4 protein-coding genes are annotated in these 4,772 nt (G+C 42.5%); all 4 read left to right on the forward strand.

Features of this window, described 5'->3' with window-relative positions; genetic code table 11:
* Positions 1-583 precede the first annotated feature (583 nt).
* The 4 genes from ACFFAP_RS26770 (at position 584) to ACFFAP_RS26785 (ending at position 4,508) form a co-directional block, all read left to right on the forward strand.
* The gene (locus ACFFAP_RS26770; RefSeq protein WP_375514075.1) at positions 584-775 is read left to right on the forward strand and encodes a bromodomain-containing protein; all 192 of its coding nucleotides are present in this window, start codon (positions 584-586) and stop codon (positions 773-775) included.
* 180 nt (positions 776-955) lie between these two features.
* Positions 956-1,507, forward strand: a complete 552-nt coding sequence (locus ACFFAP_RS26775; RefSeq protein ID WP_375514076.1) for an alpha/beta hydrolase — start codon at positions 956-958, stop codon at positions 1,505-1,507.
* 167 nt (positions 1,508-1,674) lie between these two features.
* Entirely contained in the window at positions 1,675-2,247 is a 573-nt protein-coding gene (locus ACFFAP_RS26780) for an HdeD family acid-resistance protein (RefSeq protein WP_375514077.1), read from the forward strand.
* A 194-nt stretch (positions 2,248-2,441) separates the two neighbouring features.
* Positions 2,442-4,508 (forward strand): family 10 glycosylhydrolase, encoded by a 2,067-nt coding sequence (locus ACFFAP_RS26785; protein ID WP_375514078.1) that lies wholly within the window; start codon positions 2,442-2,444, stop codon positions 4,506-4,508.
* Positions 4,509-4,772: the final 264 nt, after the last annotated feature.

Consider the following 4,772-nt stretch of genomic DNA (forward strand, 5'->3'; position numbering starts at 1 on the left):
TTGCGGAAAACACCAAAATGAGTAAGTAAAATGGCATTTTGAGAAAGCATTTAAGTATTTTGAGAAAGCATTTAAGTATTTTGAGAAAGTAAACAGGCGTTTTGAGAAAGCAATTAGGCTTTTTGATAAAGTAATCAGCAAATATACCTGACGATTAAAAATCATGGCTGCACATAGCTTGCTTCCCGTTCGCCCTTGGCGTCTCATAGGGAAGGGTAAATCGGTTTTTGAGTGAAACAGGACTTACGCCAAAATGCCCGAAAAGCTTAATTTATCGAACCGCCAACTCTTGGAGAGGCTGACGCCAACGCGTAGCGTCTCCAAGAGTTGAATTCGTAGAGCGTGCGTAAGTCCTATGAAAATATAAAATCAAACAAATTCTGCAATGAAATTTTTCAATGTCTATGCGAGTCTGTGCTAATCTATCAAGCCCTATCCATTGGAGTATTTTTACTCAAAGATTATGTGAAATTTGCACCCTCTGAATGAGTTTCTTCAACCTATAGCAGGAGTGTGATGTTCCATTAACCGCCTACGATGAAGAACTAGGTAATCAAATCGTAGTATATCTGCTTTTCTAATTATGGACTCGAAGTACAGGTGGAAAAATGGCTATCGACCTAGCCGAGATGAAGCGGCAAAAAACCCTCATTTGTTAGATGAGAGTCAGTTCGATAACGAGCAAGACCGTTTGCTAGCTGAAGAATCTGCAAGGAAGCATTTGGGCGTACCTGCACCAACCTTAGACGAAGATAAGTCAATACTACCTCATTAGCTTTGCCTAACGAAAAGGCTTAATAACACCATTTCCAAAAATCTTTGCAACAAATTGGCTGTAGGGGCCTATAACTCTACGTCCCTAATCATCTATCTGTAGCAGGAATTTCGTGAAATAATCTAACGTTTGGGCATTTTGTGCATATCTAGGCTCCGCACCATTATAAAGTTAAATAAAATGCAGATTTATCAACTTTTCAACCGATTAAACAATAGAAAATTTACTAAGTTACTCACTCAAACAGTAGCTTTAGGCGTAGGTGCTATTGTTCTCCTCTCAAGTACTAATGCTAATGCTGCCGAGCAAGTTGTTTTAAAGTATGGTACTTTTCAAGGGCAAATATCTGTTCAAGAATTAACTCAGTTTACAGAAACTGGCAAAACTACGCCGACGTTAACAGCTTATTTGCAGGCGGCGCAACAAGACCCCGCAGTAGCTCGTAAGGCACTTAAAGCCCCAATAAAAGCCGATGCTGCCTTTTTAAATAGCTTACTGTCTAGCTGGGCAGGGCCAATTTTAGTTAACCAAATTGGTGAAGTAGTTCACCCTCCCTCAGGACAACTAGATCAGCAAGCGCTGCGAAGTGCTTTAAGTGCATCTATTCAACAAAATGGTGAAGTTACACTGCTTGGAGCCATTCAGAATTATCCAAATACTTCTGTTGAACTGGAAGGAGATCGTCTCATCTCTGTTTATGAACGCCTAAGCAATCTTGCAGAAATCTTATGAGGGTTACGTCATCAGATGATTAGTTTAGTGCCTCAAGAATCGTGAATTTTAGTCACGATCGCAATTAAATTAATACTGATGAGTCTATCTTAGGGTTCATACCTTGTTACTTATAAATTCTCTAACCTAAATGTAGAGTTTAGTCTCAGAATAGGGAAAAGATTTGTATGACAACCGATGTTTCTAGAGATATTAAGAAGGATGTTAATGGGTCACTGATAAGTGGTGTTATTTTGAGTATTTTCGGGGTTATTGCGATCGTAGCGCCTAATTTCACCACCCTATTCGCCGAAAGTTGGATTGCGGTGATTTTGATTTTCGCCGGATTTACAAAACTAGTTTATGCCACTCAAACCCGCCAACAAGGAGGTTTTATTTGGAAACTTCTATTAAGCGGACTTTATATTGCAACCGGCATAATGCTGTTTGCTTATCCTTTTACAGGTATTCTCACACTAACTCTGTTGCTTGGCAGCTTTTTGCTGGCTGAAGGTACATTCGAGTTAATTCTGGCATTCCGGTTACGTCCACAACAGAACTGGACGTGGATACTAAGTGATGGGATTATTACACTGGTCTTAGGCGCAATGATTTGGTTCCAGTGGCCCTTTAATGCGCCCTGGCTTATTGGCACACTAGTTGGTGTCAGCATTATTTTCACTGGCATTTCCCGCGTAATGCTGTCATTGAATGCGCGTTCTACCTCGAATCCTACTAATGAAGCTGCAAATCTTACTTAGTAGATAGGGAATGGGGAACTCGGGGTCCCCTCTGGGGATTAGGGGCAATGGGGAATAGGGAATAGGAAAAAGCAATTACCAATGCCCCATCTTGAGTAGTGACAGTTTACTAAGACATTGCAGCAGCGATCGCTTTGATATTGCTAAATTAGCTAAGGAAATCAAAATCAAGGCCAGCTAGCTGCTTTTCAACAATGGTATCTATTGCTACTCCCTTCCCGGATATTCAAAACCATTGGGCACGCTTATTTATTACAGCCTTAGCCCAACGTCGTATTATCAATGGGTTGCCTAACGGTACTTATCGCCCCGATAACTCAGTGACCCGCGCTGAATTTGCCGCCATCATCGCCAACGCATTTGGGACAGTTTCCAAGAAGCGGCAGTATGTCCCCTTTGTTGATGTACCCACTAATTATTGGGCAGCAGCTGCCATCCAAGCAGCTTACGAAAAAGCATTTCTTAGCGGGTTTCCTGATAAAACTTTCCGTTCAGCTAACCGAATTACTAGGGTAGAAGTTTTAGTTTCTTTGGTAGGAGGCTTAGAAATTGCCACCAAAGTAAAACCTGACCTCCTCTCACAACTCCCACAAATTTATCAAGATTCTGTTCAAATTCCTGGGTATGGTATAAATCAGGTAGCTATTGCCACTAGGGCTGGATTGGTGGTTAGTTTCCCAAATGTGAAATTACTCAATCCCAATCTCGCAGCCACCCGTGCAGATGTGGCAGTGATTATTTATCAAGCTTTGGTGTATTTAGGTCAGGCAGAAAAAATTGCCTCAAGTTACTTAGTGCAGCCGCCAATACCAACACCTATACCTATACCAATACCAACGCCAACGCCAACACCCACACCCACACCTGTTGGTAGCGTTAGGCTAAATCATAGTCGGGAATTCCGGGGGGCGTGGGTAGCATCTGTGTGGAATAGTAATTGGCCTTCTAAGGCAGGACTTTCTGTTGCCCAACAAAAAGCTGAACTCAGCGATATTATTAGTAAATTACAAGCGCTAAACTTCAATGCTCTTATCTTCCAGGTGCGACCGGAGGGAGACGCTTTATATGAATCTAAATTAGAGCCTTGGAGTGCTTGGATTACAGGAACTCAGGGAAAAGCACCAGAACCATTTTATGATCCTTTAGCGTTTGCGATCGCAGAATGTCACAAACGCAATATTGAACTCCATGCTTGGTTCAACCCCTACCGCGCCAGCACTTCCACCGACCCAGCTAAAACAGTCCGTCCCCACATAGCAGTTACCAATCCAGAAAGCGTTTATTTGTGGAAAACTCAACGCTGGATGGATCCAGGACTGAAAATAGTTCAAGACAGAGCTTACAACGTAATTCTCGATGTAGTGAAGCGCTACGATGTTGATGGCATTCACTTAGATGATTATTTTTATCCATATCCCATTGAGGGACAGTCTTTCCCCGATGATAAAACCTACGCTGCATATAAAGCAGCTGGTGGTACACTTAGCCTTGGCGATTGGCGACGAGATAATGTTAACAGAATGGTACAGCGCCTCTGGCTGGGAATTAAACTAACCAAACCCGACGTTAAATTTGGTATTAGTCCCTTTGGAATTTATCGCCCCGGACAACCCACTGGTATTACTGGGTTGGATGCTTACAACGTGCTGTATGCCGACTCGAAGAAATGGCTAGCTGAAGGCTGGATTGATTATATCGCGCCTCAACTTTACTGGCGCACAGACCAACCACAACAAAGTTATTCGGCGTTGCTAAAGTGGTGGACAGAGGTAAACACAAAGCAAAGACACGTTTATGCTGGTAACAATCTGACAGAACCAAGCAACAAGAGTCGGGAGAGTGATGAGATTGAAAAGCAGGTGAAAATTAGTCGTAGCCAAGCTGGACATTTGTCACTGGGGAATATCTTCTTTAATGTCGGTGTTTTGACAGAAAATAGTCAGGGCATTGCTGATAAATTCCAAAGTCTGCTTTATAATAAACCTGCACTACCGCCAACTTTGTCTTGGCAGGATACAACACCGCCGCCTCCGCCTATTGGATTACAAGTCAATAACCGCAAACTGAGTTGGGAACCTGGTGATAATCAGCCAGTTCGTTCTTGGACACTTTATCGGCAAACTGGCGATACTTGGACAATTCAACGAATTTTGTCTGCTGGTACAACCTTCGCTACCGTTCAACAAGCGGGAACCTATGCAGTATGTGCGGTGGATAGATTGGCGAATGAGAGTGTGGGAACAGTTATTACAGTTAGTTGAACAAAACCCGGATTTCTCACTTTTAGATATCTCTGTAAGTCATCTGGATTAAGACAGTACACCTGTAGCTATGGGTACTGAGATGACTATTCTTACTGGCATGAGCTTTGGAGTTGACCTTTTTGACGATCCGCTCATGCCATTTCTTTCTATCTTCACCAAAAGTTGCCAAGTACCAGTTTAGTTTACAAATAGAATCTGGAAATTGCTCTTCTTGCTGTTGTACTTGTATTTGTATTCTTTACCTCCCCAAGGAACGTAGCA

The sequence above is a fragment of the uncultured Nostoc sp. genome (assembly GCF_964245575.1).
Classification (GTDB): domain Bacteria; phylum Cyanobacteriota; class Cyanobacteriia; order Cyanobacteriales; family Nostocaceae; genus Nostoc.